At 66.4% G+C, this 25698-nt stretch carries 27 protein-coding genes; 25 read left to right on the top strand and 2 right to left on the bottom strand.

Annotated features, from left to right (window positions below; genetic code table 11):
- The first annotated feature begins 130 nt into the window (after window positions 1–130).
- From AC5Y4F_RS08725 to AC5Y4F_RS08715, 3 genes are read left to right on the top strand one after another with little or no spacing between them, the layout of a single operon-like run.
- The gene (locus tag AC5Y4F_RS08725) at window positions 131–2455 is read left to right on the top strand and encodes a nitric-oxide reductase large subunit (protein ID WP_067938726.1); all 2325 of its coding nucleotides are present in this window, start codon (window positions 131–133) and stop codon (window positions 2453–2455) included.
- 3 nt (window positions 2456–2458) lie between these two features.
- The gene (locus tag AC5Y4F_RS08720; RefSeq protein WP_067938725.1) at window positions 2459–3085 is read left to right on the top strand and encodes a hypothetical protein; all 627 of its coding nucleotides are present in this window, start codon (window positions 2459–2461) and stop codon (window positions 3083–3085) included.
- On the top strand, window positions 3082–3879 hold the full coding sequence (locus AC5Y4F_RS08715; protein ID WP_067938776.1) for a slipin family protein: 798 nt from the start codon (window positions 3082–3084) through the stop codon (window positions 3877–3879). The genes AC5Y4F_RS08720 and AC5Y4F_RS08715 overlap by 4 nt, the downstream gene beginning before the upstream one ends.
- Window positions 3880–3916: 37 nt before the next feature.
- Here AC5Y4F_RS08715 and AC5Y4F_RS08710 read toward each other — a convergent pair whose 3' ends face one another.
- Window positions 3917–4261 (bottom strand): hypothetical protein, encoded by a 345-nt coding sequence (locus tag AC5Y4F_RS08710; RefSeq protein WP_156750194.1) that lies wholly within the window; start codon window positions 4259–4261, stop codon window positions 3917–3919.
- A 63-nt stretch (window positions 4262–4324) separates the two neighbouring features.
- On the opposite strand from AC5Y4F_RS08710, the gene hisN reads away from it, so the two are divergent.
- The 3 genes from hisN to AC5Y4F_RS08695 all read left to right on the top strand — a co-directional run bounded on the left by hisN (window position 4325) and on the right by AC5Y4F_RS08695 (window position 7834).
- On the top strand, window positions 4325–5113 hold the full coding sequence (gene hisN, locus AC5Y4F_RS08705) for a histidinol-phosphatase (RefSeq protein ID WP_067938721.1): 789 nt from the start codon (window positions 4325–4327) through the stop codon (window positions 5111–5113).
- An 85-nt stretch (window positions 5114–5198) separates the two neighbouring features.
- On the top strand, window positions 5199–6596 hold the full coding sequence (locus tag AC5Y4F_RS08700; RefSeq protein WP_499996021.1) for an acyl-CoA dehydrogenase family protein: 1398 nt from the start codon (window positions 5199–5201) through the stop codon (window positions 6594–6596).
- Window positions 6597–6628: 32 nt separating this feature from the next.
- Window positions 6629–7834: an acyl-CoA dehydrogenase family protein gene (locus AC5Y4F_RS08695; protein WP_499996020.1), complete on the top strand. Its 1206-nt coding sequence runs from the start codon at window positions 6629–6631 to the stop codon at window positions 7832–7834.
- Here the strand turns inward: AC5Y4F_RS08695 and AC5Y4F_RS08690 are convergent.
- The gene (locus AC5Y4F_RS08690) at window positions 7827–8684 is read right to left on the bottom strand and encodes an oxidoreductase (protein ID WP_499996019.1); all 858 of its coding nucleotides are present in this window, start codon (window positions 8682–8684) and stop codon (window positions 7827–7829) included. The genes AC5Y4F_RS08695 and AC5Y4F_RS08690 overlap by 8 nt on opposite strands.
- Before the next feature lie 22 nt (window positions 8685–8706).
- Between AC5Y4F_RS08690 and AC5Y4F_RS08685 the strand changes: the two genes are divergently transcribed.
- From AC5Y4F_RS08685 to nuoF, 19 genes are all read left to right on the top strand, one after another.
- Window positions 8707–9705, top strand: a complete 999-nt coding sequence (locus tag AC5Y4F_RS08685; protein WP_067938714.1) for an acrylyl-CoA reductase family protein — start codon at window positions 8707–8709, stop codon at window positions 9703–9705.
- Window positions 9706–9727: 22 nt separating this feature from the next.
- Window positions 9728–10699, top strand: a complete 972-nt coding sequence (locus AC5Y4F_RS08680) for an NADPH:quinone oxidoreductase family protein (protein WP_499996016.1) — start codon at window positions 9728–9730, stop codon at window positions 10697–10699.
- A 275-nt stretch (window positions 10700–10974) separates the two neighbouring features.
- Window positions 10975–12063: a homogentisate 1,2-dioxygenase gene (locus AC5Y4F_RS08675; RefSeq protein WP_499996015.1), complete on the top strand. Its 1089-nt coding sequence runs from the start codon at window positions 10975–10977 to the stop codon at window positions 12061–12063.
- 52 nt (window positions 12064–12115) lie between these two features.
- A complete protein-coding gene (locus AC5Y4F_RS08670) occupies window positions 12116–13312 on the top strand; it encodes an alpha/beta hydrolase family protein (RefSeq protein ID WP_499996013.1) in 1197 nt (398 codons plus the stop codon).
- 4 nt (window positions 13313–13316) lie between these two features.
- Window positions 13317–14522 carry a CaiB/BaiF CoA transferase family protein gene (locus tag AC5Y4F_RS08665; protein ID WP_499996012.1) on the top strand — a complete coding sequence of 402 codons (1206 nt, stop codon included), beginning with the start codon at window positions 13317–13319 and terminating at the stop codon, window positions 14520–14522.
- 46 nt (window positions 14523–14568) lie between these two features.
- A complete protein-coding gene (locus AC5Y4F_RS08660; RefSeq protein ID WP_499996011.1) occupies window positions 14569–15462 on the top strand; it encodes a hydroxymethylglutaryl-CoA lyase in 894 nt (297 codons plus the stop codon).
- Window positions 15462–16106 (top strand): TetR/AcrR family transcriptional regulator, encoded by a 645-nt coding sequence (locus tag AC5Y4F_RS08655; protein ID WP_499996010.1) that lies wholly within the window; start codon window positions 15462–15464, stop codon window positions 16104–16106. Before AC5Y4F_RS08660 ends, AC5Y4F_RS08655 begins: the two co-directional genes overlap by 1 nt.
- Before the next feature lie 8 nt (window positions 16107–16114).
- Window positions 16115–17353, top strand: a complete 1239-nt coding sequence (locus tag AC5Y4F_RS08650) for an acyl-CoA dehydrogenase family protein (RefSeq protein WP_499996009.1) — start codon at window positions 16115–16117, stop codon at window positions 17351–17353.
- Window positions 17353–18396, top strand: a complete 1044-nt coding sequence (locus AC5Y4F_RS08645) for a phosphotransferase family protein (protein WP_499996007.1) — start codon at window positions 17353–17355, stop codon at window positions 18394–18396. The genes AC5Y4F_RS08650 and AC5Y4F_RS08645 overlap by 1 nt, the downstream gene beginning before the upstream one ends.
- On the top strand, window positions 18393–18731 hold the full coding sequence (locus tag AC5Y4F_RS08640) for a DUF6285 domain-containing protein (RefSeq protein ID WP_067938696.1): 339 nt from the start codon (window positions 18393–18395) through the stop codon (window positions 18729–18731). The genes AC5Y4F_RS08645 and AC5Y4F_RS08640 overlap by 4 nt, the downstream gene beginning before the upstream one ends.
- A gap of 25 nt (window positions 18732–18756) precedes the next feature.
- A complete protein-coding gene (locus AC5Y4F_RS08635; protein ID WP_067938694.1) occupies window positions 18757–19158 on the top strand; it encodes a nuclear transport factor 2 family protein in 402 nt (133 codons plus the stop codon).
- A gap of 33 nt (window positions 19159–19191) precedes the next feature.
- Window positions 19192–19728 carry a YceI family protein gene (locus tag AC5Y4F_RS08630; protein ID WP_499996006.1) on the top strand — a complete coding sequence of 179 codons (537 nt, stop codon included), beginning with the start codon at window positions 19192–19194 and terminating at the stop codon, window positions 19726–19728.
- A gap of 54 nt (window positions 19729–19782) precedes the next feature.
- The gene (locus AC5Y4F_RS08625) at window positions 19783–20196 is read left to right on the top strand and encodes an Rv3143 family two-component system response regulator (protein ID WP_067938690.1); all 414 of its coding nucleotides are present in this window, start codon (window positions 19783–19785) and stop codon (window positions 20194–20196) included.
- A gap of 431 nt (window positions 20197–20627) precedes the next feature.
- On the top strand, window positions 20628–21005 hold the full coding sequence (locus AC5Y4F_RS08620; RefSeq protein WP_007772880.1) for an NADH-quinone oxidoreductase subunit A: 378 nt from the start codon (window positions 20628–20630) through the stop codon (window positions 21003–21005).
- A gap of 8 nt (window positions 21006–21013) precedes the next feature.
- On the top strand, window positions 21014–21568 hold the full coding sequence (locus AC5Y4F_RS08615) for a NuoB/complex I 20 kDa subunit family protein (RefSeq protein WP_067938687.1): 555 nt from the start codon (window positions 21014–21016) through the stop codon (window positions 21566–21568).
- The gene (locus AC5Y4F_RS08610) at window positions 21565–22272 is read left to right on the top strand and encodes an NADH-quinone oxidoreductase subunit C (RefSeq protein ID WP_067938683.1); all 708 of its coding nucleotides are present in this window, start codon (window positions 21565–21567) and stop codon (window positions 22270–22272) included. Before AC5Y4F_RS08615 ends, AC5Y4F_RS08610 begins: the two co-directional genes overlap by 4 nt.
- Entirely contained in the window at window positions 22272–23597 is a 1326-nt protein-coding gene (gene nuoD, locus AC5Y4F_RS08605) for an NADH dehydrogenase (quinone) subunit D (RefSeq protein ID WP_067938681.1), read from the top strand. Before AC5Y4F_RS08610 ends, nuoD begins: the two co-directional genes overlap by 1 nt.
- Window positions 23594–24349, top strand: coding sequence for an NADH-quinone oxidoreductase subunit NuoE (gene nuoE, locus AC5Y4F_RS08600; RefSeq protein ID WP_067938679.1), 756 nt, complete (start codon window positions 23594–23596; stop codon window positions 24347–24349). The genes nuoD and nuoE overlap by 4 nt, the downstream gene beginning before the upstream one ends.
- Complete coding sequence (gene nuoF, locus AC5Y4F_RS08595; protein WP_067938677.1) at window positions 24349–25695, top strand: NADH-quinone oxidoreductase subunit NuoF; 1347 nt, start codon at window positions 24349–24351, stop codon at window positions 25693–25695. The genes nuoE and nuoF overlap by 1 nt, the downstream gene beginning before the upstream one ends.
- The last annotated feature ends 3 nt before the right edge of the window (window positions 25696–25698 follow it).

Genomic DNA, 25698 nt, shown 5'->3' with positions numbered 1-25698 from the left:
CAACCCGCCGAATTGACTGTTGTCATCGTGGCGACAGAGATCGAGTATTAGATGCGGACAAAAAGCAGTTGTGTTTGACATCTGAGTCAGCGGGCACCACCACCCACCGCCCAGACGGGAGACCTCGCGCATGACCGCTCAGCAGACCTCCGCTCAACAGTCATCGTCTGCGCCCCTGGTCGGAAGGGGCTGGGTTCAAGGCGTCGCCCTGGTAATGATCTTCGGCTTCCTGGTGATGGGCATCCTGGCCTACCGAACGTATTCGGCTTCGATGCCGATGCCGGACAAAGTCGTCAACGAATCGGGCCAGGTCCTGTTCACCGGCCAGGACATCACCCGGGGCCAAGAGCTCTACCAGGCCCGCGGGCTGATGGAATACGGCTCGGTGCTCGGCCACGGCGCCTACCTGGGCCCCGACTACACCGCCGACTATCTGCGGACCGCCACCCAGGACGTCGCCGGTCAACTTCGCGCGCAGGGCATCGCCGATTCGCACGAGCGGGTCGTCACCGAATTCCGCACCAACCGGTATAACCCCGCCACCAAGACGTTGGTGTTCACCGATCACCAAGCCGTGGCCTTCGACCACATCCAAAGCCAGTACGCCGCCTACTTCGGTGAGAACTCGACGAAATACGGGCTGCTGCCCCGGATGATCACCGACAAGGCGCAGATCCGCGACCTCACGGCATTCTTCGCCTGGACGGCCTGGGCCGCGGCAGCCGAACGTCCCGGCCACAAGTACACCTACACCAACAACTGGCCGGCCGAACCGCGCGTCGACAACGGCCCCACCGCGGCGGTCATCGTCTGGTCGGCGCTGTCGCTCATCGCATTGCTGGGCGGCATCGGGATCATGTTCGCGGTCTACGGCCGCTGGAGCCAGAAGGTCGGCTGGCACAGCGCCGAATCCTCCACCCTGTCCTTCCGCCAGCCCGGTGAGGTGAGCCTCACGCCGGCGCAGCGCGCCTGCATCTGGTTCTTTGCGATCGTGTCGGTGTTGTTCCTGGCCCAGACACTGCTGGGTGCCGCGGCCGAGCATTACCGCGCCGACCTGTCCAACTTCTTCGGATTGGATCTGGCCCGCGTATTGCCCTACAACCTGGCCCGCACCTGGCATCTGCAGTTGTCGCTGTTCTGGACCGCGGCCGCCTTCCTGGCCGGCGGCATCTTCCTGGTGCCGTTCATCGCCCGGCGCGAGCCCAGGCGCCAGGCGTTGCTGGCGTACGTGCTGCTGGGTGCGGTCGCCCTGGTGGTGTTCGGGTCGCTGATTTGTGAGGCGCTGTCCATCTACGGCGTGATCCCGGCTGGCGGACTGTTCTCTCAGCAATGGGAGTACCTTGACCTGCCACGCCTTTGGCAGATCCTGTTGATCATCGGCATGTTCGTGTGGATTGCCATCATCTGGCGCGGGATTCGCGGCAGGCTCAAGGGCGAGTCGAAGATGAACATGCCCTGGCTGTTCTTCTTCTCGGGGCTGGCGATCCCGGGCTTCTACGCGGTGGGCCTGCTGGCCGGCAGCGACGCCCACTACACCGTCGCGGACTTCTGGCGGTTCTGGGTCGTGCACCTGTGGGTGGAAGACTTCCTCGAGCTGTTCACCACCGTGATGGTGGCCTACATGTTCGTACTGCTCGGCGTGGTGCGCGAGCGGATCGCGCTGGGCGTGATCTTCCTCGACGTCATCTTGTACTCGGCCGGCGGCGTCATCGGCACCATGCACCACCTGTACTTCTCCGGCACTCCGGTGGAGCATATGGCGCTGGGCGCCTTCTTCTCGGCCGCCGAAGTCATCCCGCTCACCTTCCTGACCGTCGAGGCGTGGGCGTTCCTGCAACTCGGTGCGCGTCAACAATCCGGTGACGCCAACCCGTTCCCGCACCGCTGGGCCGTCATGTTCCTGGTCGCGGTGGGATTCTGGAACTTCCTGGGGGCGGGCATCTTTGGTTTCCTGATCAATCTGCCGGTGGTGTCCTACTACCAGATCGGCACCGCACTGACGGCCAACCACGCGCACGCGGCGATGATGGGCGTGTACGGCATGCTCGCCGTAGGCCTGGCCATGTTCGCCTTCCGCTACGTGATCCCGCCCGACAAGTGGCCTGAGAAACTCGCGCGAATCTCGTTCTGGTGCATGAACATCGGTCTCGCGTGGATGGTATTCGCCACCTTGCTGCCGCTGGGCGTGCTGCAGCTCTACCACTCGGTCAACGACGGCTACTTCGAGGCGCGGTCACTGGGCTACATCACCAAGCCCGGTAACGCGGTGCTGGAGTGGCTCCGGCTACCGGGTGACGCCATCCTCATCGTCGGCGGTGTGGTGCCGTTCGTCTGGATCGCCTGGACCGCGCTGCGCAATTTCCGGTCGGGTACGCCCGTCGACGAATTGCCGGAAAACCCGCTGTACACCGAGACCGAGCCGCAGACCGGTGCCGCGGTGCCGGCAGAGGATTGACCGGTGGCCGCGCCGACCACCTCGGTGTGGATGATCGCCGGGTATTCCCTGGCCTTGCTGGCCGTCGGCTGGAGTTTCGATGTGATGGCCCGACGGGCGTCGGCGCACGCAGCACGCTGGCGCACGGGCCGATTCACCTACCGGCCCGACCATGATGCATGGGTATGTCCGCAAAATCATTGGCTGTGGCCCACTTCCTTCGACCCCACACATCGGGTCATGCGGTATCGCGCGCTGCCGGTGGTCTGCAATAGCTGTCCCGTCAAATCCGATTGCACGAGCTCTGAGCACGGCCGTGAGATAAGCCGCGAGGTCGACCCGTGGCCGCATTCGGACGCCGGGCGGTTTCACCGTGGAATCGCCTGCTGCGTCGCCGGACTCGGGATCGTGCTGCCGCTGGCGACGCTAGTGGCCGACCATTCGGCCGCAGATGCGATGGTCCTGACGGCTACTGTGCTGATCGTCGCGGTGTTGGGGCTGCCGCTGGTCCGCCACCTGTGGTACACGCCGTCCAACGCGCCCGAACACCTGCCGCACCGCACCGCGATCGAGGACCAGGTGGCCGCCGCAATCGACCGGTACTCCACTCGGTGGGGCGGCTGGACAAGCAAGGAGGACAACGCAACATGACTGCTCTTGTGGTCGGCCTGATCGGCGCGGGGATGGTCCTGCTTGCCGTGCTCGCGACGTGGTCACTGGCCGTGCTACGCGAGTATGAACGCGGAGTCGTGTTCCGGATGGGCCACGCACGGCCACTGTACGGCCCGGGGTTACGGTTCTTGATTCCCCTGGTGGACAGGATGATTCGGGTCGACCAGCGACTGGTGACGTTGACCATTCCGCCGCAGGAGGTGATCACCCGGGACAACGTGCCGGCGCGGGTCAACGCCGTCGTGATGTTCCAGGTGATGGAACCGCTGAAAGCGATTCTGGCGGTGGAGAACTACGCGGTGGCGACGTCGCAGATCGCTCAGACGACACTGCGTTCGTTGCTGGGCCGCGCGGACCTGGACACGCTGCTGGCACACCGCGAGGACCTCAACAGCGATCTGCGCACGATCATCGAGAAGCAGACCGAGCCCTGGGGCGTGCAAGTGCGCGTCGTGGAGATCAAGGACGTCGAAATCCCCGAGTCGATGCAGCGTGCGATGGCCCGCGAGGCCGAAGCAGAGCGCGAACGCCGCGCCAAGGTCATCAACGCCCGTGGGGAGCTCCAGGCATCCGAGGAACTGCGCGAAGCCGCGGAGACCCTGTCGAAGAGTCCGGCGTCGCTGCAGTTGCGCTACCTACAGACGCTGCTGGAGTTGGGGGCGGATCAGAACTCGACCGTCGTGTTCCCGTTGCCCGTCGACATCATCACGCCGTTTCTGCGGCATCCCGAGATGCTGCAGGGCGTGGTCGATAACCTCAACCACCGCGCCTGACCAGGGGCGCGCCCGTCGGCGGCGGGTCGACCGGCGCTCAGTCCGCGGGCGGCTGCGGCGATTCGGGTGGCGCGGGCGGCCCGGGCGGGGCGGGTGGTTCCGCGGGAGCGAACCGCCAGTTGTCCGGATTCTTCGGCGAATAGACCACCGGGAACAGCTGGCCGATGGTCGGCCACTGATTCACGTCCACGGCCATGCGCTGATACACCGCGTGTTCGTTGACGGTGGGGCCGTTGATCACGCCGGCGATGGTCACGAACTGCTCGCCGGCGGCGTCCGGGCGCGGACTTATCCCGGTCACCAGCAATGTGCCGCTCAGCAGCTCACCGCGGGGGCCGCGCGGAACGAACCGCTGGACGAGGAACACCGCCAATACGGCCATCAGCAGGAGCAGCAGCCCGAATTCCCACACGAGGCCATGGTAGGACCGTGATAAGACTGCGTCATGAGTCAGGATGATCTGGCGCTGGCATTGACGCTGGCCGACCGCGCAGACATGTTGACTTCCGCGCGATTCGGCGCGCTCGACCTGCGTGTCGACACCAAACCCGACCTGACGCCGGTGACCGACGCCGACCGCGCGGTCGAAACGGAGTTGCGCGAGGCGCTCGCGCGCGAACGGCCCGACGACAGCATTGTCGGCGAAGAGTTCGGTGGCGACACCGTCTTCACCGGACGTCAGTGGATCATCGACCCGATCGACGGCACTAAGAACTTTGTCCGCGGAGTGCCGGTGTGGGCGACGCTGATCGCGTTGTTGCAAGACGCTGTCCCCGTCGTCGGCGCCGTGAGCGCCCCGGCGTTGCAGCGCCGGTGGTGGGCCGCGCGCGGCCGGGGTGCTTTCGTAGCCGTCGACGGTGCGCCTGCGCGCCAAATCTCGGTTTCCTCAGTGGCACAACTGAGTTCGGCCAGCCTTTCGTTCTCCAGCCTGTCCGGCTGGGCGCAGCTCGGCCTGCGCGACCAATTCATCGCTTTGACCGACGCGGTGTGGCGGGTGCGCGCCTTCGGCGACTTTTTGTCCTATTGCCTACTCGCCGAAGGTGCGGTCGATATCGCCGCCGAACCGGAAGTGTCGGTGTGGGACCTCGCGGCGCTCGACGTCTTGGTGCGCGAAGCGGGCGGGGTGCTGACGGCGCTGGACGGCAGCGCGGGACCGCACCATGGCAGCGCCGTAGCCACCAACGGCCTGTTGCAGCAGCAGGTCCTCGGGGGCCTCGCCCCCACCCCGCTGTGAATTAGTTAACAAGTGTTCTCTCTGATCTTACTCCGGAGTAAGATCGGGCATATCCGCATTGCCCAACGACCTGAGGCTGCTGAAAATGACCGGTTCCGGTTCCAAACAGACATCCACCCGCTCTCGCACCAAACGGCGCGACCACAAGTCCGCCGTCGGGCTCCAGACCCACAAACGCAGCGGAGTCGACATCGCGATCGCGCTGATCACCCCGCTCGTCGGGCAGGAGTTCCTGGATAAATACCGGCTGCGGGACCCGCTCAACCGCGCGCTGCGCTACGGCACCAAGACGGTCTTCTCCACCGCCGCCGCCTCTTCTCGAGAGTTCAAACGGATCAAGAACCTGCGCGGCGGGCCGACCCGGCTCAAGTCCAGCGGCAAGGACTACTTCGACCTGACGCCCGACGACGAGCAGAAGATGATCGTCGAGACTCTCGACGATTTCGCCGAGGAAGTGCTGCGGCCCGCCGCGCACGACGCCGACGAAGCGGCGACGTATCCGCACGAGCTGATCGCCAAGGCCGCCGAGCTGGGCATCACCGCGATCAACATCCCCGAGGATTTCGACGGCATCGCCGCACACCGGTCCAGCGTGACCAACGTGCTGGTGGCCGAGGCGCTGGCCTACGGCGACATGGGTCTGGCGTTGCCGCTGCTCGCCCCGGCGGGCGTGGCCTCCGCGCTGACCCATTGGGGCAGCGCCGACCAGCAGGCCACCTACCTTCCCGAGTTCGCCGGTGAGAACGTGCCCCAAGCATGTGTGGCCATCGCCGAGCCGCAACCGCTCTTCGACCCCACCCGGCTGAAGACCACCGCGGTACGCACGCCAAGCGGCTACCGGCTGGACGGGGTGAAGTCATTGGTCCCGGCTGCTGCCGATGCCGAGCTTTTCGTTATCGGCGCCCAACTGGATGGCAAGCCGGCCCTGTTCATCGTCGAGTCTTCGGCGAAAGGCCTTACCGTGAAAGCGGATCCGAGCATGGGTATCCGCGCGGCGGCCCTGGGCCACGTTGAACTCTCCGGGGTGACGGTGCCGCCGAACGCGCGGCTGGGTGAGGACGAAGCGACCGAGGCGGACTACTCCGAGGCCGTCGCGCTGGCGCGGCTGGGCTGGGCCGCGCTCACCGTCGGCACCTCGCACGCGGTGCTCGACTACGTCGTCCCGTACGTGAAGGAACGCGAGGCCTTCGGTGAGCCGATCGCCCACCGCCAGGCGGTGGCCTTCATGTGCGCCAACATCGCCATCGAACTGGACGGGCTGCGATTGATCACCTGGCGCGGTGCCGCGCGTGCCGAGCAGGGCCTGCCCTTCATCCGCGAGGCGGCGCTGGCCAAGCGGCTCGGCGCCGACAAGGGCATGCAGATCGGCCTGGACGGCGTTCAGCTGCTCGGCGGCCACGGCTACACGAAAGAGCACCCGGTCGAACGCTGGTACCGCGACCTGCGGGCCATCGGCGTTGCCGAGGGCGTCGTCGTCATCTAAGTCGTTAATCAACTCAAGCTGAAAGTTCAATCATGGCAATAAATTTGGAACTTCCCCGCAAGATGCAGGCGGTCGCGACCAAGACGCACCAGGGCGCCGCCGAGTTGATGCGCCCGATCGCCCGCAAGTACGACCTCAAGGAACACGCGTACCCGGTCGAGCTCGACACTTTGTTCAGCCTCTTCGAAGGGGCCTCGGAGTCAATCGAATTCGCGGGGGCGAACGCGCTGGGCGGCGAGGACGAAGAACGCGACAAAAACCACAACGGCGCGAACATGGCCGCGCTGCTGCAGACGCTGGAAGCCAGCTGGGGCGATCTGGCGATGATGTTGTCGGTCCCCTACCAGGGGTTGGGCAACGCGGCCATCTCGGCCGTGGCCAACGAGGAGCAGTTGGAGCGCCTGGGCAAGGTATGGGCGGCAATGGCGATCACCGAACCCGGCTTTGGGTCGGACTCGGCGGCGGTGTCGACGACGGCCACCCTGGACGGCGACGAGTATGTGATCAACGGCGAGAAGATCTTCGTGACGGCCGGCTCCCGCGCCACCCATATCGTGGTGTGGGCGACGCTCGACAAGTCAAAGGGCCGCGCGGCGATCAAGTCGTTCGTCGTGCCCCGCGAGCATCCCGGTGTCACGGTCGAACGGCTCGAGCACAAGCTCGGCATCAAGGGTTCCGACACCGCGGTGATCCGGTTCGACAATGCCCGCATTCCGAAGGAAAACCTGCTCGGCAACCCCGAAATCGAGGTGGGCAAGGGCTTTTCCGGAGTGATGGAGACCTTCGACAACACGCGGCCCATCGTCGCGGCCATGGCCGTCGGTGTCGCGCGTGCCGCGCTGGAAGAGATTCGCAAGATCCTCACCGAGGCCGGTGTGGAGATCTCCTACGACAAGCCCTCGCACGCCCAGAGCGCTGCGGCGGCGGAGTTCATCCGGATGGAAGCCGACTGGGAGGCCGCCTACCTGCTCTCGCTGCGGGCGGCGTGGCAGGCCGACAACAAGATCCCGAACTCCAAGGAGGCGTCGATGAGCAAGGCCAAGGCCGGCCGCATGGCCACTGACGTCACGCTCAAGAGCGTCGAATTGGCAGGCACCACCGGCTATTCCGAGCAGTCACTGCTGGAGAAATGGGCGCGCGATTCGAAGATCCTGGATATCTTTGAGGGCACGCAGCAGATCCAGCAGCTGGTCGTCGCGCGCCGCCTGCTGGGCCTGTCCTCCGCCGAACTCAAGTAGCGATCGCGTCCAGGCGCTCGCGGGCGTCGTCATCGAGTTCGATGGACGCGACGTCCAGGTTCTCCTGTAGGTGGCTCACCGACGAGGTGCCGGGGATCAGCAGCACATTGGGCGCCACGTGCAGCGTCCACGCCAATGCGACCTGAGCCGGTGTGTGGCCCAGTCGCCGCGCGGTCTCCTGAACCACCTGATGGCTGAGCACGGGGTTGGGCTGCATGAAGGCGGCACCCAGCGGGAAGAACGGGACGAAGGCGATCCCCCGCGCCGCGCATTCCTGCAGAACCGCGGTTGACTCCCGATGCACCAGATTGAATGCGTTTTGCACGCAGGCGATTTCGGTGCGCCCGCACGCATGCAGCAGGTGCTCGCGGTTGACGTTGCTCAGCCCGATTCCGCCGATCAGTCCCTGGTCGCGAGCCTCGATCATGGCCGAGAGTTGCTCGTCGAACTCAGGATCCGGGCCGTCGCTTTCGAACACCCGCAGGTTGACCACGGCCAACTGCTCGACGCCGAGGCTGCGCAGGTTGGTCTCGATGTCGTGGCGCAACTCGCCCGGCGCGCCCGCCGGCAACCAGGCGCCACTGTCGTCCCGGCGCCCGCCGACCTTGCTGACCAGCGCCAGGTTCTGCGGATAGGGATGCAGCGCGTCGCGGATCAGCTCGTTGGCGACGTCGGGGCCATAGAACTGCGCGGTGTCGATGTGGTTGACGCCCAGTTCGACCGCGCGGCGCAGCACGGCCAGCGCTTCGTCACGGTCGCGCGGCGGTCCGAACGCGTTGGGCCCGGGCAATTGCATGGCACCGAAGCCGACGCGGTTGACCGAAAACCCACCTAGTGGAAAGGGATCCATACGGTGAGGTTAGCGTCGAATCATGGACGCGTTTCACGCGCTCGTCGCGCGACAAGATGGTGACCGGATAACCACGTCGGTCCAGACGCTGAACCACTCCGACCTACCGCCCGGCGAGGTGACCATCCGGGTCCTCTATTCGAGTGTCAACTACAAGGACGCGCTGGCATTGACGCCGGGTGGCGGCGTGGTGCGCGACTACCCGGTGGTGCCGGGCATCGACCTGACCGGTGAGGTCGTGGAGTCCGCGTCGGCCGACTTCGCCGTCGGCGATCAGGTGCTGGCCCATGGGTATGCGATCGGCACCGGCCACCACGGTGGCTACGCGGAATACGCACGCCTGCCGGCCGACCAGGTGGTGGCGCTCGGCGCATTGAGCCCACACGAGGGCGCCGCGATCGGCACGGCGGGTTTCACCGCCGCGATGAGCGTGCAGGCGCTGATCGACTGGGGCATCGCGCCGGACGCCGGTCCCGTCGTCGTCACCGGGGCCACCGGCGGCGTCGGCTCGATCAGTGTGGACCTGCTCGCGGCCGCCGGCTACCAGGTGGTCGCCTCGAGCGGCAAGCCCCACGCCGCCGACCGGCTCAAAGCCCTTGGCGCCGCGGAGGTTATCGGCCGGTTACCCGCCGACCCCGACGTCAAGCCACGGCCACTGGGCAAAGCACGCTGGGCGGGAGGCGTGGACTGCGTGGGCGGCGCGACGCTGGCCGACGTGCTCAGCACCGTCGACTACGGCGGCGCGGTGGCCGCCAGCGGCCTTACCGGCGGCCCGGCGCTGCACACCACGGTGCTGCCCTTCATCCTGCGCGGCATCGCGCTGCTGGGCATGGACTCGGTGCTGATGCCCATCGGGCCCCGCCGCGAATTGTGGTCCCGGCTCGGCGATTCGCTGCGGCCACGCCACCTGGACTCGCTGGTCAGCGATGTCGACGTGAAGGACGTCGTCGGCGTGGTCGATCAGCTGCGCGCCGGCACATTCTCCGGCCGGGCCGTGGTGCGGGTCGCGGGCGGATTTTGAGCCGGCAGTAGGCTCTGCTGGCATGCGCGCGGTACAGGTGACTCGGCTCGATGGTCCGGACGCGGTCGAGTTGACCGACATCGATGAGCCGTCGGGTGACGGGGTCGTCGTCGACGTGCACGCCGCCGGGGTGGCCTTTCCGGACGCCCTGCTCACCCGGGGCCTCTATCAGTACCGCCCGGAGTTGCCCTTCGTGCTCGGCGCCGAGATCGCCGGCGTGGTGCGGTCGGCGCCCGAGGGCGCGAACGTGCGCGCGGGCGACCGGGTCGTCGGCCTCACGATGCTGTCCGGCGGCATGGCCGAGGTCGCGGTGTTGGCCCCCGACCGGGTGTTCAAGCTGCCCGACAACGTGAGCTTCGAGGCGGGCGCCGGCCTGCTGTTCAACGACCTGACGGTGTACTTCGCGCTGACCGTCCGCGGCCGGCTGCAGCGCGGCGAGACGGTCCTGGTGCACGGCGCGGCCGGAGGCATCGGGACCTCGGCGCTGCGGCTGGCGCCCGCGCTGGGCGCGTCGCGCAGCATCGCCGTGGTCAGCACGCAGGACAAGGCCGACATCGCCACCGCGGCCGGCGCGACGGACGTAGTGCTGGCCGACGGTTTCAAAGAGGCGGTGAAGGAGTTGACGCACGGCCGTGGCGTCGACATCGTCGTCGACCCGGTCGGCGGCGACCGGTTCACCGATTCCCTGCGCTCCCTCACCCCCGGCGGGCGGCTGCTGGTCATCGGATTCACCGGCGGCGAGATCCCCACTGTCAAGGTAAACCGGTTGTTGCTCAACAACATTGATGTGGTCGGCGTGGGTTGGGGCGCCTGGGCAGCGACGCACCCGGGCGCGCTGGACGAGCAGTGGGCCGGACTCGAGCGCTTGCTGACCTCCGGGGAGCTGGCCCCGCCCGAGCCGATCACCTACCCGCTGGAGCAAGTCGCGACCGCAGTCGCCTCCCTGGAGAACCGCAGCGCCAAGGGAAAGGTCGTGCTGCGCATCCGCGTTTAGCCGCCGCGTTTGGCACCATCCGCCACAGCAGTTTCGTCGTGGGGCAATCGAATGTTTGCCGACCTCATAGCGACACCGTCCGCCGGTTTCGCCCCCGCTGGCGTTGTCGCTGTGAGGTGGGCGCAAAACATATCGTCTCCGCCTGAGGCGCCTGTGGCGATTGTGACGGCGTGTGCCGGTGGCGCAAAGTGGCCACCCTTGTGCGAGCCAAAAAGAGAAAGTAATGTCACTTTCAGTTTTGCAATGCTACTGGTCCCCCTCGGAGGAGCCGTCCAATGGAATCCTTTGTGCACCTGCGAAAAGGACGAACACCGCGCCGCCTGCACGCCGACCTCGACGGCCTCAAGGACGACGAGCTGGGCCGCGGCGGGTTCACCGGCCGCACCGCCAACCTGTACCGGCGTCACGACCCCACCGCGTATCGGGCGATCGGCCCGCTGCGCCCCATCGACGTGCTGTCCAGCGAGCTCAAGCCCAGCGATGCCACCGACGCTGACGGTGGTCCGTTGCTGATGTTCAGCAACGATGACTGTCGAATTCTGTTGAGCCGTCGTCACGAGCCGATGCCGTTCTTCATCCGTCATGTCGACGGCGACCTGCTGTGCTTCGTCCACCAGGGCAGCGGTCTGGCCGAGACGGAATTCGGGCCCCTGCGCTACCGGGAGGGCGACTGGCTGTACATCCCGAAGGCATGCACCTGGCGCCAGCTGCCCGACAGCGCGACGACGATGCTGATGATCGAGGCCACCGACGAGTTTAGGGTGCCACCGCCCGGTGCCCTGGGCCGCCACTTCCCCTTCGACCCGTCGCAGGCCGTCATCCCCGAGCCGGCGCCGGCCGACGAGTCCGACGGCGAATTCGAGGTCCGGCTCGTCCACGAAGGCGGCCCGACAACGCTGCTCTATCAACACAATCCGCTCGACGTCGAAGGCTGGCGCGGGGACAACTTCGCGTTCACCTTCAACATCGCCGACTACAACGTGGTCACGTCCGACAGTGTCCACCTGCCGCCGACGGTGCACCTGTTCATGCAGGCCACCGGTGTCTACGTGATGAACTTCCTGCCCAAGCCCGCCGAAGGAATTCCCGGCACCGAACGCACACCGTGGTATCACCGCAACGTCGACTACGACGAGATCGCCTTCTTCCACGGCGGTTCGCTGTACGGCATCCCGATGCCACCTGGCCTGATTTCCCATGCGCCGCAAGGGGTTCATCACGGCGCACCGGAGAAGGCCCGTGAACGGGCGCGCCGCAAATTCGGTGACTACTCCCGCGTCGACTGGCAGGTAATCGCCATCGACACACGCCGGCGGCTGATTCCGTCGGCCGAGGTATTGGCCCACGACCTAGGACAACATTGATGACACACGCCGGCAACGATGCGAAACGCAGCGATGAAAAGGAGTGGCGTCGATGACCACCGCCGTGAAACCCAGGAAGTTCGAGTACGACCGGATCCCCTATCTCGTTGCCTTTCAGAACAACTCCGGAGTACGAGACGTCTACGGCGGCCTGGCCGAGATCACCGTCCTGGAAAGCTACCTGCTCAAGCCCAAGGACAGGCCGTCGGACACCGTGCTGGTGTTCATGCATCCCATCGGCGGCGGTGCCTACCTGCCGATGATCAACGCGCTGGCGCGGGCCGGCCACCACGTCATCTACTGCAACAGCCGGTTCCGTGGCACGGATTCGGCGCTGCTGATGGAGAAGGTCGTCGAAGATCTCGGCGAGTGCATCAAGGACGCCAAGAAGCGGCTCGGCTACCAGAAGGTGGTGCTGGCCGGATGGAGTGGCGGCGGTTCGCTGTCGGTGTTCTACCAGCAGCAGGCGCAGAACCCGACCATCACATCCAGCCCGACCGGCGACGGCCCCGACCTGACCAAACTCGACCTGCCCGCCGCCGACGGCATCATGCTGCTTGCCGCGCACATCAGCCGGCACGGCACGCTGACCGAATGGCTGGACGCATCGATCCTCGACGAAGCCGACCCCACCAAACGCGATCCCGAGCTGGACCTCTACAACCCCGACAACCCCAATCAGCCGCCTTATAGCCAAGAATTCCTGGACCGTTACCGGCAGGCGCAGATCGACCGTAACCGGCGCATCACCGCATGGGTCAAGGACAAGCTGGCCGAGTTGGCAGCCGCCGGCCGCCCCGATGACGAGTTCGGCTTCGTCGTGCACGGCACCATGGCCGACCCGCGCTGGCTGGACCCGACCGTCGATCCCAACGAGCGGGCGCCCGGCACCTGCTACCTGGGGGATCCTCGGGTGGTGAACATGGGCCCCGTCGGGCTGGCCCGGTTCTCCACCCTGCGCGGCTGGCTTTCGCAATGGAGCTACGACGACGCCAGAGGCGACGCGTTGACCTGCGGGCCCGACATCGCGATTCCCGCGCTGGTGATCGGTAACCTGGCGGATGACGCCTGCACGCCCAGCCACACCCGGCGGCTGTTTCAGGCGATCGGACACGAGGACAAGGAGATGCACGAAATCCCGGGCGCCACACACTATTACGCAGGACCCGACCAGCGCGACGCGCTGCGGACCGCCGTCACCATCGTCACCGACTGGCTGGTGCGACACGATTTCGCGAGTCAAGGATGAGCGCATGACACCAGCCGGCCCGCTGGACGGCGTTCGGGTGCTCGAACTGGGCACCCTGATCGCCGGGCCCTTCGCGGGCCGTCTGCTCGGCGACATGGGCGCCGACGTCATCAAGGTGGAACTTCCCAGAGCGCCGGACCCCCTACGCACCTGGGGTCAAGCCGAACTCGACGGCCAGCACGTCTTCTGGACGGTGCACGCGCGCAACAAGAAGGCGATCACCCTGGACCTGCGCCACCCCCGCGGCCGCGAACTGTTCTGCGACCTCGTCGAGAGATCCGACATCGTGGTGGAGAACTTCCGACCGGGCACCCTGGAAAAGTGGCACCTGGGCTACGACGTGCTCAGCGAACGCAATCCGGGCATCATTCTGGTCCGGGTGTCCGGTTACGGGCAGACCGGGCCCGACGCCACCAAGGCCGGTTACGCCTCGGTCGCCGAAGCGGCCAGCGGGCTGCGGCACCTCAACGGTTTTCCCGGTGGCCCGCCGCCCCGGCTGGCGCTCTCGCTCGGTGACAGCCTGGCCGGGATGTTCGGCGCGCAGGGTGCGCTGGCCGCGCTGTACCGACGCGGCGTCACGGGGCGCGGTCAGGTGGTCGACGTCGCGCTGACCGAATCTTGTTTGGCCGTACAGGAATCCACGATTCCTGACTACGACGTCGGCGGGGTGGTCCGCGGACCCTCGGGCACCCGCCTGGAGGGCATCGCCCCGTCCAACATCTACCGCAGCGCCGACGGCTCGTGGGTGGTGATCGCCGCAAACCAGGACACCGTCTTCGCCCGGCTGTGCAAGGCGATGGGCCGCCCGGAGCTCGCCACCGACGACCGGTTCGCCACACACGTCGCCCGGGGCCGCAACCAAGACGAACTCGACAACATCATCGGGGCGTGGGCCGCGCAACGCCGGCCCGGTGAGATCATCGAAACCCTCTCCGCCGCAGGGGTGATCGCCGGACCGATCAACACGGTTGCCGAGGTGGTCACCGACCCGCAGCTGCGGGCCCGCGGCATGCTGGTGGAGCATTACGACGAGCGGGTGCAGCGCAACGTGTTGGGGCCGGGCATCGTGCCGGTGCTTTCGGAATCGCCGGGACGAGTCCGCAACGCGGGCCCGGCGCGCCCGGGACAGCACAACGACGACGTCTACATCGGGCTGCTGGGCAAGACCGCCGAGGAGCTCGAGCAGCTGCGCGCCGAGGAAGTGCTATGACACGCGGCGACGACGATGCAGAGCGCAGCGGACAGGAGCGGCTCCAATGACACACGTTGAGATTCGAGAAGTGGCACTGCGCGACGGTCTGCAGATCGAAACGCCGATCCCGTTGTCCGCCAAGCTCGAACTGCTGGCCGCGGTGGCGGCCACCGGGGTGCGCGAGGTCGAGGTCACCGCATTCGTCTCCCCGACGAAGGTGCCGTCGATGGCAGATGCCGCCGAGCTCGCCGCCCATCTGCATGACTACCCTGACATCGAATTCTCGGCCTTGGTGGCAAGTCCCAATGGAGCCAAGCGGGCCGTCGCCGCGGGGTTGCGCTCCATCGAGTACGTGGTGGCCGCCGACGACACCTTCAGCAAGGCCAACGTCGGGCGCACCAGTGCCGAGGCCACCAACCAGATCGACGAGGTCGTTGCGATCGCACACGACAGCAACGTCGCCGTGGAGGTCATCATCGCCACCGCCTGGGACTCACCGTTCGAAGGCCCCACCCCGCCGCAGCGGGTGCTCGAGATCGCCGCGGCCGCCCGCGACCGGGGCGCCGACCGCTTGTCGATCGCCGACACCATCGGCACCACCACGCCGGGACGGGTGAGTTCGCTGATCGCACAACTGCGTCCGGTGCTCGGCGACCTGCCGCTGGGCGGGCATTTCCACAACACCCGGGGCTCCGGGCTGGCCAGCGCCTACGCCGCGGTCAGCTCCGGCGTGAGCCGGCTGGACGCGTCGGTCGGCGGCCTCGGCGGCTGCCCCTTTGCCCCCGGGGCCACCGGCAACATCGCCACCGAGGATCTCGTCTACCTCCTCGCCGACAGCGGCTTCGACGTGGACGTCGACCTGCAGGCCACCATCGCCGCGGCCAAGGTGGCGAAGTCACTGGTGGGGCACGATCTGCCGAGCGCCCTGTTGCGCGCCGGTGACCGGATGCGGAACTGATGTCCGCCCCGGAGGCGAACCGCGAGCTGACCGCCAAAGGCCGCCAGACCAGGCAGGCCATCGAGCAGGCCGCCCGGAAACTGTTCGCCGAACGGGGCTTTCACGGCACGACGCTGGCCGACATCACGTCGGCGGCGGGAAAATCGCCGGCGGTGTTCTACCGGTACTTCACGGACAAGGAAGACTTGCTGGCCGCCCTCGCGGAGTCGTTCCTGCACGAGGTGGTGGCGCCGTCCGGATTGAGCGTTCACCTGCCGGACTCCCCCGATGACGACGCGTTCTTCACCTCGGTGGTCACCGGCTACTGGAACCTGTTCAAGCAGAACATCGGCATCATGATCGCCGTGGCCCAGCTGGCCGCCACCCAACAGCGCTTCGCGGCGGTGCAGAATGAATTCCGGCGGTTCGGAATGGATCTCGTGGCGGCTTCGGTGCGCCGGGCACAGGAGCAGGGTTACGGCGCCGAGCTGCACCCCGAGCACATCGCGGCGGCCATCGCGTTGCTGTTCGAGAACTTCACTACCGTGTTCGTCGGACCGTCCGGCCCCACGGGCCTCGGCCTGAACATCAGCGATGAAGACGCCATTGCAACCTTATCGACGGTCTGGAAGAAAACCCTGTACGGCGGCCTCACGAGACCTTAGGAGAAGACGTGGATTTCACTCTGCCAGAGCACCTTCCCGGCGTGCTCGCCGAGATTGATGAATTCATCGAGGTCGAGATCAAGCCGCTGGAACGCGAGAACATGCAGTACTTCGATCAGCGTCGCGAGCATGCGCGCACCGATTGGGACAACGACGGGATCCCGACGCGCGAGTGGGAAGACCTGCTTTCCGAGATGCGTAGGCGAGCCGATGAGGCCGGCTGGCTGCGCTACGGGTTGCCGGCCTCACTGGGCGGCCGCGACGGCACCAACGTCGACATGGCAGTAATCCGGGAACACCTGGCGCACAAGGGCCTTGGCTTACACAACGACCTGCAGAACGAATCGTCGATCGTCGGAAACTTCCCGCAGGTGATCATGATGGAGCGCTTCGGCACCGAGGAGCAACGCAAAGAGTGGTCAGAGGCGTTGATCACCGGGGAACGGTCCATGGCGTTCGGCCTGACCGAGCCGCAACACGGATCGGATGCGACGTGGCTGGAGACGCACGCGGAACGCGACGGTGACGGCTGGGTGATCAACGGCTCCAAGCGGTTCAACACCGGCGTGCACCGCGCCACCCACGACCTGGTCTTCGCACGCACCTCCGGCGAGCCGGGGGCCGCCCGGGGCATCACCGCGTTCCTGGTGCCGACCGATTCGCCCGGATTCGACGTTCCCTACTATTGGTGGACCTTCAACATGCCCACGGACCACGGCGAAGTCGAGCTGACCGATGTTCGGATCCCCGCCGACGCGGTCCTCGGCGAGGTGGACAGCGGGCTGGAGGTAGCGCAAACCTTCTTGCACGAGAACCGGATTCGGCAGGCTGCGAGCAGCCTGGGCGCGGCGCAGTATTGCATCGACCGCGCCGCCCAATACGCCGCCGGCCGAAAGGTGTTCGGCAAGCCCCTGTCGGTCAACCAGGCCGTGCAGTGGCCGCTGGCCGAGCTGCAGACCGAAGCGCAGATGGTGCGGCTGCTGGTGCAGTACGCCGCGTGGCATCTGGACCGCGACCACCATATGGAGGTCTCCGACAAGGTTTCGATGGCGAACTACCGCGCCAACCGGCTGGTCTGCGACGCCGCCGACCGCGCGATGCAGGTTTACGGCGGCCTCGGCTACAGCCGCCACGAGCAGTTCGAACACATCTACCGCCATCATCGTCGCTACCGGATCACCGAGGGCGCGGAGGAAATTCAAATTCGCCGGGTGGCCCAACGCCTGTTCAAATTCGGCAAGAAGTGATGGACAGCGTCGAGTCTGCGAAACTGGGCACCAAGCTGGCCAAGGTGCTCACGGGTGCCATCGGCGCCGACACCGCGGTGGAGAACCTACGGGCGTTGACCGGTGGCGCCAGCAGGACCACCTGGGCGTTCGAGGCGGTCACCGACGCGCGGCGTCGTGCGCTGATCCTGCGCACCGGCCCTCCCGATGATGTGCATGCCGGCATGGAACTCGAGGCCAGGACGCAGGCCGCCGCGGCGGCAGCGGGCGCGCCGGTCCCGCACGTGTTGATCGCCGACAATTCGCCCGCCGCACTGGGTAATCCCTTCCTGATCTGTGACGAGATCGAGGGCGAGACCATCGTGCGGCGCATCCAGCGCCAGCTCGAGGGCGCCGACGGATCGCGCACCCGGTTGCTGCAGCAGTGCGCGCAGGCGGTGGCCGCCATTCACCGCGCCGACACGGACGTCTTAGGCCTGACCCACGAAGACCAACTTGCCGAATGGCGTCAACGCCTCGACGACATGGGCGACACCACCGCAACTTTCGAATGGGGATTTCGCTGGCTGGCCGCTCACCGGCCCGAGCCGTCGCCGGCGGTGTTGGTACACGGCGACTTTCGGATGGGCAACCTTATTGTCGACGGGTCGAACCTTGCCGCGGTGCTGGACTGGGAGCTGGTACACGTCGGGGAGGCGTACGAAGACCTGGCATGGTTCTGCATCCGGGCCTGGCGATTCGGCGCACCGGCCAGCCTGGGGGCCGGCGGCCTGGGCAGCATCGAAAGCTTCCTGCGAGCCTACGAACAAGCCAGCGCGACTACGGTCGACCGCGTGGCGTTTCACTGGTGGCTGGTGCTCGCCACCTTGCGCTGGGGTGTCATCTGCCGCTTCCAAGCGGAACGGCACCTGAGCGGGCAAAACCGTTCGGTCGAGCTGGCGACGATCGGTCGTCGCGTCTGCGAGACGGAATGGGACCTTCTCAACCTGCTCGAGGTGCCCGGGGACGATGCGCGCCGCGCAGCGGCGAGGGGAAGCAGCGGGCGAGCGGGTCCGGGCCGATGAACGCCGCATACGGTCGCCCGCTGGCCGCCGAACTCGTGGCCGCGGTCGCCGAGTTCCTGGAAACCGACGTGCGCGCGGCCACCGAAGGACAGGTCAACTTTCACTCCCGGGTCGCGGCCAACGCACTGCGCATCGTCGAGCGCGAACTGCTCGACGAGAGCGGCGCGGAGTCCCGCTCGGCGCTGGCCGGCTTGGGCTTCGCCGATGAGGCACAGCTGGCCGCCGCGATACGGGCCGGCGACATGGACGGGCAAGCAGAACGGGTCACCGCCTGCCTGCGCGTCCTGGTGCGACGCCGATTGGCCGTCGCCCACCCCGGATACGACAGCGAATAGCTCGACGATCGGATAGGAGCCAGACATGCCCGCTTCCAGCACCGAAACGGTCCTCGATGCGGCCAATCGCCTGTTCACGGCGATCGAGCGAAGCGATGTCGCCGCGGTTGACGCGATGTGGAGCAACGACATCGCGGTGTGGCGCGTCGGCTCGCGGCGCGACGACGACAAGACGCGCGCGCTGCGGGTGATCGCTTGGTTCATCGGCGCCACCACGCAGCGTCGCTACGAAATCCTGGACCGGCAGCTCTTCGATGATGGATCCGCCCGCGGCTTCGTCCAGCAGCACATCCTGCACGCAACCGGGCGTGCCGGGCAGTCGATCTCGCTGCGGGTCTGCATCGTGATCAGGGTGGGCACGAACGGCCTGATCGAGCGGATCGACGAATACTTCGATCCCGCCGGGATCGCGCCGCTGATGAACTAGCGCTACATTCGCCACGACACATTGGGGGTGACGATGACGACATTGGAGACGCTGCTTCACGATCCCGACATGGCCGGTGTGTGGAACCTGGCCCCGGATCGCTCGGCCATCACTTTCAAAATCAAGAACATGTGGGGCCTGCTCAACGTCAAGGGCCGCTTCACCGATTTCAGCGGCGACGGCCAACTGACCAGCAAGGGAGCGGTTTTCGGCCGCATGGACATCCGCGCCGCCTCGCTGGACACCGGCATCGGCCGTCGCGACAAACACCTGCGCTCGGCCGACTTCTTCGACGTCGACCGCTTCGGGGAGATCAGTGTCGTCGTCACCGCGGTGCACCCGAAGAAAGGCAAGGCCGCCGACCTTCGGACCAGCTTCACCATCAAGGGGGTCACCGCGGACGTGCCGTTCCCCGTCACCATCTCCGAGCTCGAGGACGGCTCGGTGCGAATCACTGGGGAAACCAAGCTCGATCGGGACCGGTTCGATCTGGGCTGGAACCGGGGCGGCATGGTGAGCTCGACGGCAACGGTCGGCGCGGACACCATCTTCGTGCGGGTAACGCAATGAGGATTTCGGCGGGCACCGGGCTGAACCGGCTGTGACACCAGTAGCATCTGCACCGTGTCCGACTCCACCCCGCAATCCAACGTCGCCCTGCGGATCCTCGTCTACAGCAGCAATGTCCAGACCCGCGAACGGGTGATGCGAGCGCTGGGCACGCAGTTGCATCCCGACCTGCCCGAGCTGAGCTACGTCGAGGTGGCGACCGGACCCATGGTGGTGGCGACGATGGACAAGGGCGGCATCGACTTGGCCATCCTGGACGGCGAGGCGACCCCGACTGGGGGCATGGGAATCGCAAAGCAGCTCAAAGACGAACTCGAGACCTGCCCACCCCTGATCGTGCTGACCGGGCGCCGTGACGATGCGTGGTTGGCCTCCTGGTCGCGTGCCGAGGGCGTGGTGCCGCATCCCATCGACCCCATCCTGCTGGGCCGCACGGTGCTCAGCTTGCTACGGGCCCCGGTTCGCTGATCCAACCCAGCCTTAGCCGGGGCTGTTTCGCCCCAGCCGCCGAATGCGGCAGTCCTGACAACTTCGCCTCCGCCGGGAAGGCGACCACAGCTGATCGCGACGTTGCTGGAGAGGTCCGGTCCGCCCTGGCGACGCCGTTGATCTTCAACGCCGCAGCGATCGGCGTAGCCGCGCCTTTGCTGGTGCTCCCGCATCGGCAGGTACGGCCGATCGCAAACGGCGGCGAGCCTTTGTTCACCGCCTATCGAGTTTGCGCAGCGCAGCGCAACATGGCGCCGCCGATGCTGCAGAATGCCCACCCCGGGCAAGCGCGCCGCGCGCCGCGACGCTATGTTGTAAATCACTGTGGCGGGCCGCGGCCCGGTTCGTCACAGCAGCCCGGTTACCGCCTGGCCGCTGCAGGCGGCTCGTACGACGGATCATGGAGCGAGTTGAACGTCTACATACCCATCTTGGTGCTAGGCGCCATTGCCACTGCCTTTGCCGTGGGCTCGGTGGCGATCGCGAGCCTGGCCGGCCCGTCACGATTCAACAAATCGAAGATGTCGGCGTACGAGTGTGGGATCGAACCCACAGAGACATCGGTGAGCGGTCCGCATGCGACGGCCGGGCAGCGCTTTCCGGTGAAGTACTACCTCACCGCGATGCTGTTCATCGTCTTCGACATCGAAATCGTGTTTCTGTATCCCTGGGCCGTCAGCTATGACGCGCTGGGCACATTCGCTCTGGTCGAAATGGTGATCTTCATGCTGACGGTTTTCGTGGCCTACGCATATGTGTGGCGCCGCGGCGGCCTGACGTGGGATTGAGGTAGGACGTGGGTCTGGAGGAACAGCTGCCCGGCGGGATTCTGCTGTCTACAGTCGAGAAGGTCGCGGGCTACGTCCGCAAGAACTCACTGTGGCCTGCTACGTTCGGGTTGGCCTGCTGCGCCATCGAGATGATGGCAACGGCTGGACCAAGATTCGACATCGCCCGGTTCGGCATGGAGCGATTCTCGGCGACCCCCCGGCAGGCCGATCTGATGATCGTCGCCGGGCGGGTCAGCCAGAAGATGGCTCCGGTGTTGCGACAGATCTACGACCAGATGGCCGAGCCGAAATGGGTGCTCGCCATGGGCGTGTGCGCGTCGTCCGGCGGGATGTTCAACAACTACGCGGTCGTGCAGGGCGTCGATCACGTGGTTCCGGTGGACATTTATCTGCCCGGCTGCCCGCCCCGCCCCGAGATGCTGCTGTACTCAATCCTGAAGTTGCACGAGAAGATTCAGGAGATGCCGCTGGGCGTCAACCGGGAAACCGCAATCGCCGAAGCCGAGCAGGCGGCACTGTCGGCCCGGCCCACGATCGAGATGCGCGGACTGCTGCGATGAGCTCACCGCGCCAGGATCCCAAGGAAGCGATCAGCCGCGCCGACGAAGAGGTCATCGACGTGCGCCGCGGCATGTTCGGCGTCGAGGGCTCGGGTGACACGTCCGGTTACGGGCGGCTGGTGCGCGAAGTCCTGCTGCCGGGCAGCAGTCCACGACCCTACGGCGGTTACTTCGACGAGGTGGTCGACGGACTGGCCGCGGCCTTGAACAAGGACAACATCGAATTCAATGACGCCATCGAAAAAGTCGTGGTGTACCGCGACGAACTGACCTTGCACGTGCGCCGCGACGCGCTGGAGCGGGTTGCTCACCGGTTGCGCGACGACCCGCAACTGCGCTTCGAGATGTGCCTGGGCGTCAGCGGGGTGCACTACCCGCACGAGACGGGACGCGAACTGCACGCGGTGTATCCGTTGCAGTCGATCACACACAATCGCCGTGTGCGCCTGGAAGTGTCTGTGCCCGACGGTGATCCGCACATTCCATCGCTGTTCGGGATTTATCCGACCACCGACTGGCACGAGCGGGAGACCTACGACTTCTTCGGCATCATCTTCGACGGGCACCCGTCGCTCACCCGAATCGAGATGCCCGACGACTGGCACGGGCACCCCCAGCGCAAGGACTACCCCCTCGGGGGAATTCCGGTCGAATACAAAGGCGCACAGATACCCCCGCCCGACGAGCGGAGAGCGTACAACTGATGAGCACTACCACTGAATCGACGCATGACGGCGCCGGCGAGACGTTCGTGGTCGCCGGCGGCCAGGACTGGGACAAGGTCGTCGAAGCCGCCCGCGGTGTCGATCCCGGCGAGCGCATCATCGTCAACATGGGGCCCCAGCACCCGTCGACGCACGGCGTGTTGCGGCTGATCCTCGAGATCGAGGGCGAGACGATCACCGACGCCCGGTGCGGCATCGGGTATTTGCACACCGGCATCGAAAAGAACCTCGAATACCGCTACTGGACCCAGGGTGTCACGTTCGTGACCCGAATGGATTACCTCGCGCCGTTTTTCAACGAGACGGCCTACTGCCTGGGTGTGGAAAAGCTGCTCGGCATCACCGATCAGATTCCGGAGCGGGTCAACGTCATCAGGGTGATGATGATGGAGCTCAACCGGATCTCGTCGCATCTGGTGGCATTGGCCACCGGCGGCATGGAGCTGGGCGCCATGACCCCGATGTTCGTCGGATTCCGCGGGCGCGAAATCGTGTTGACCCTGTTCGAATCGATCACCGGCCTGCGGATGAACAGCGCCTATGTCCGACCCGGCGGCGTTGCGCAGGATTTGCCGCCCAACGCGGAGACCGAGATCGTCGACGGCCTCAAGGAACTCAAGCAGGTGCTGCGCGACATGAGCGGTCTGCTCAACGAGAACGCCATCTGGAAGGCCCGCACCCAAGGCGTCGGATATCTGGATCTGACCGGTTGCATGGCGCTGGGGATCACCGGTCCCATCCTGCGTGCGACCGGGCTGCCCCACGATCTGCGCAAGAGCGAACCGTACTGCGGATACGAAAACTACGAATTCGACGTGATCACCGAAGATACGTGTGATGCTTACGGGCGCTACATGATTCGCGTCAACGAGATGTGGGAGTCGATCAAGATCGTCGAGCAGTGCCTGGACAAGCTGAAGCCCGGTCCGATCATGGTCGAGGACCGCAAGATCGCCTGGCCGGCCGACTTGAAGGTGGGCCCCGACGGCTTGGGCAATTCACCGGAACACATCGCCAAGATCATGGGCGGCTCGATGGAGGCGTTGATCCACCACTTCAAACTGGTCACCGAGGGCATCAGGGTTCCGGCGGGCCAGGTCTACACGGCCGTCGAATCGCCGCGCGGAGAGCTGGGCGTGCACATGGTCAGCGACGGCGGCACCCGGCCCTACCGGGTGCACTACCGAGACCCCTCGTTCACCAATCTGCAGTCGGTCGCCGCGATGTGCGAAGGCGGGTTGGTGGCCGACCTGATCACCGCGGTCGCCAGCATCGACCCGGTCATGGGCGGGGTGGACCGGTGACCGGGCCGCAGGGACAGCCGGTCTTCATCCGGCTCGGACCACCGCCCGACGAGCCCAACGCGTTCGTCGTCGAGGGTGCCCCCAAGATGTATCCACCCGAGGTGCGGGCCCGGCTGGAGGTCGACGCCAAGGAGATCATCGGCCGCTACCCCGACAAGCGTTCGGCGCTGTTGCCCTTGCTGCACCTGGTGCAATCCCAGGATTCCTACCTGACACCGGCGGGCCTGGAGTTCTGCGGTGAGCAGCTGGGGCTCACCGGGGCCGAGGTGTCCGCCGTGGCCAGCTTCTACACCATGTATCGGCGCGGCCCCACCGGCGATTACCTGGTGGGTGTCTGCACAAACACGTTGTGCGCCATCATGGGTGGCGATGCGATCTTCGACGCCCTGAAGGAACATCTGGGCGTCGGCAACGACGAGACCACCGCCGACGGGGCGGTCACGCTGCAGCACATCGAATGCAACGCCGCCTGCGATTACGCACCGGTGGTGATGGTGAACTGGGAGTTCTTCGACAACCAAACACCGGAATCGGCGCGCGAACTCGTCGACTCGCTGCGTTCCGGTGAGCCCTTGCCGCCGACCCGTGGTGCTCCGCTGTGCGTCTTTCGCGAGACGTCGCGCATCCTCGCCGGCCTGCCCGACGAGCGCCCCGACCAGGGCCAGGGCGGCGCCGGCGCGGCCACCCTGGCGGGCCTGAAGGTAGCCAAGGAACACGGCATGGAGGCGCCCAGCGCGCCGGAAGGTCAGTGATGACAACGACTTCCGACAATCAGGCGACGCCGCTGACCCCGGTCATCAGCCGATTCTGGGACGATCCCGAGTCCTGGACGCTCGAGACCTACCACCGCCACGGCGGCTACGAAGCGATGAAGAAGGCGCTGGCGATGGAGCCCGACGCGGTGATCGGGATGGTGAAGGATTCTGGGCTGCGAGGTCGCGGCGGCGCGGGGTTCTCGACGGGGACGAAGTGGTCGTTCATCCCGCAGGGCGACACCGGCGCGGCCGCCAAACCGCATTACCTGGTGGTCAACGCCGACGAGTCGGAACCCGGTACGTGTAAAGACATCCCGCTGATGCTGGCGACGCCGCATGTCCTCGTCGAGGGTGTCATCATCGCCGCGTACGCGATCCGGGCCAGCCATGCGTTCATCTATGTGCGCGGGGAGGTGCTGCCGGTCCTGCGCCGCGTCCAGAACGCGGTGGCCGAGGCCTACGCCGCCGGCTACCTGGGCCGCGACATCAACGGCTCGGGCTTCGACCTGGAGCTGGTGGTGCACGCGGGGGCCGGCGCCTACATATGCGGCGAGGAGACCGCGCTGCTGGACTCGCTGGAAGGCCGGCGCGGCCAGCCACGGCTGCGCCCGCCCTTCCCGGCCGTGGCCGGACTCTACGGCTGCCCCACGGTGATCAACAATGTCGAGACCATCGCGAGCGTGCCGTCGATCATCGGCAACGGCGTGGACTGGTTCCGGTCGATGGGCAGCGAGAAATCCCCGGGCTTCACGCTGTATTCGCTGTCCGGCCACGTCGCCCGGCCCGGTCAGTACGAGGCCCCGCTGGGAATCACCCTGCGGGAGTTGCTCGCCTACGCCGGTGGCGTGCGGGCCGGGCATCGGCTCAAGTTCTGGACACCCGGCGGGTCGTCGACCCCGCTGCTGACCGATGAGCACCTCGACGTGCCGCTGGACTACGAGGGTGTCAGCGGCGTCGGCTCGATGCTGGGCACCAAGGCGCTGGAGATCTTCGACGAGACCACCTGCGTGGTGCGTGCCGTGCGGCGCTGGACCTACTTCTACAAGCACGAGTCGTGCGGAAAATGCACGCCGTGCCGTGAGGGCACCTTCTGGCTGGATCAGATCTACGAGCGGCTGGAAACCGGCAAGGGCACCGACGAGGACATCCAGAAGCTGCTGGACATCTCCGACACCATCCTGGGGAAGTCGTTCTGCGCGTTGGGCGATGGTGCCGCCAGCCCGGTGATGTCGTCGATCCAGTACTTCCGCGACGAATACGTCGCGCACGTCGAGGGCGGCGGATGCCCCTTCGATCCACGCGACTCGATGCTGACGGCTGAGCGCGAAGGCGCGAAAGGTTAGGAG

The organism is Mycobacterium sp. NGS56 (assembly GCF_059812425.1).
Note: the sequence above shows the minus strand (reverse complement) of the source record. Positions and strands in the feature narration are given on the sequence as shown.